Source organism: Kitasatospora sp. NPDC059803 (assembly GCF_042732255.1).
GTDB lineage: Bacteria > Actinomycetota > Actinomycetes > Streptomycetales > Streptomycetaceae > Kitasatospora.
This window is the reverse complement of record NZ_JBHWIJ010000021.1, coordinates 1-1,885: the sequence shown is the minus strand read 5'-3', so window position 1 is coordinate 1,885 and position 1,885 is coordinate 1. Positions and strand designations below refer to the sequence as shown.

The 1,885-nt window shown below is 75.4% G+C and carries 2 protein-coding genes; one reads left to right on the top strand and one right to left on the bottom strand.

Annotated features, from left to right (window positions below):
- Positions 1–113: 113 nt before the first annotated feature.
- Complete coding sequence (locus ACFV6I_RS05600) at positions 114–500, bottom strand: hypothetical protein (protein ID WP_380423645.1); 387 nt, start codon at positions 498–500, stop codon at positions 114–116.
- A 292-nt stretch (positions 501–792) separates the two neighbouring features.
- Here ACFV6I_RS05600 and ACFV6I_RS05595 point away from each other — a divergent pair, with 292 nt between their 5' ends.
- On the top strand, positions 793–1,683 hold the full coding sequence (locus tag ACFV6I_RS05595; protein WP_380423644.1) for a nitroreductase/quinone reductase family protein: 891 nt from the start codon (positions 793–795) through the stop codon (positions 1,681–1,683).
- The last annotated feature ends 202 nt before the right edge of the window (positions 1,684–1,885 follow it).

Genomic DNA, 1,885 nt, shown 5'->3' with positions numbered 1-1,885 from the left:
CCCGGGCGCGGGGCCCCCGCCCGCGCGGGGCGGGGCGGGGGCCGGCGCCCCCCCCCGCCCCCCCCCCGACGGGGGCACCCACTCGCGGGGCTCCCGTCCACCGGCGGCCGGGCTCAGCCGAAGACGTGCGCCATCCAGCCGCGCAGGCGCTCGTCGAAGTCGGCGACGCCGGTGAAATCGTTGGCAGGGATCACGCCACCCTCGGCGTCGTCCTGCTCCTCCCAGCCGGCGGCGAGGTACTCGACATCGGCCCAGCCGCCACGGAACAGCACCACGTGCAGTTCGCCACCGGACAGCGGGTCCACGACCTGGACGCCGACGGAGTCCGGGTCCGTGACGCGGGCGCGGTCCGTCTCCAGCGGCTGCGGCCACGGGGCCAGGGCGTCGCGCCAGGTGAGCGCGCCGACCGTCAGACCGGCGGCCCGCCAGCGTACGGCCCGGGCGGCGATCCGCTCGGCAGCGTGGTCGAGGTCGACGATGCGCTCCACGACGGCGTTCACTTCCCTTCATCGGCGATCCCGCGTCGGGGATCTTTCGGCGGCGATCTTGCTCGTTGACAGGGCGTCCGCGCGTGGCTCTAATGGGGGCGTGCAGCGCGGCGCCGGCCACAGAGTAGTGGGCCGGCCGGCAGCCGAGCGAGCACCTTTATCCGAGGGACGATGCGCGATGAGTACTTTCTCCGCTGCCCTGATCTGACGTAGGCGGTCACCGTGGTGTCCGCGTGCGCGCCCGTGCACCGCGTGTGGCCGTGACTCCCAACCCCTGCAGGAGACTTCACCCACACCTATGTCCATGTCCACGAACCATGTCAACCAGTTCAACCAGAGCGTCATCGAGGAGTTCCGGGCCAACGGCGGGCGGGTCGGCGGCCCGTTCGAGGGCGGCGACCTGCTGCTGCTCACCACCGCCGGGGCCAGGTCGGGCAAGCCGCACACCGTGCCGCTCGGGTACGTCCGGGCCGAGGGACTGCTCCTGGTCGTCGCCTCCGCCGCCGGGGCGCCGGACCATCCGCAGTGGTACCGCAACCTGCTCGCCCGACCGGTGGTCCGGGTCGAACTCGGATCCGAGGCGTTCGACGTGATCGCCGTACCCGCCGAAGGCGCCCGCCGGGAGCGGCTGTTCGCGGCCGCCGTCCGGCAGGCGCCCGGGTACGGCGACTACCAGGCGAACACCGACCGGGAACTGCCGGTGGTCGTCCTGGAACGACCCGAGACACCCGCGCGCGAGGTGCGCAGCCTCGCCGACAAGCTGTTGGAGGCGCACACCTGGCTGCGTGCGCAGCTGCGCCACGTCCGGGAGGAGACGCACTCGCACGTCGCGGGCCGCCCGACCGGCCTCGGGCTCCAACTGCGCCAGCACTGCCTAGCCTTCTGCGAGGGGCTGACGCACCACCACAGCGGCGAGGACGCCGCGATCTTCCCCGCGCTCGCGCGCAACCACCCGGAGCTGGCCGGGGTGCTGGAACAGCTGGGCGAACAGCACCTGGTGATCGGGCGGATCAAGGAGGAGCTGGTGGCACTGCTGGCCGGGATCGAGGTCACCGAACCGGACCGGCTCCGGGCCGAGTTGGACCGGATGTCGGCCGAGCTGGAGGCGCACCTCGACTACGAGGAAGCGGAACTGCTCCCGACGCTCGCCGGGATCCCGTTCCCGCCGCTCCGGCCCGCTCCGGCCCGGGACTGAGACGCACGAATGCCGTGGGGGCCGCGGGGCCCGCCGCGCGGGCCGGGCGCCCCCGCCGCGCCGGCGGGCCGGGGCGGCGCGCCGGGCGCGCGCGGCGGGCGCGCGCGGGCCCCCCGTGGCCCCGCCCACCCCCGCGGGGCGCCGGGCGGGCCGCCCGGCCGCAGCGCGCCGCCCACGACGCGCGCCGGGACCGGTGTGCGGG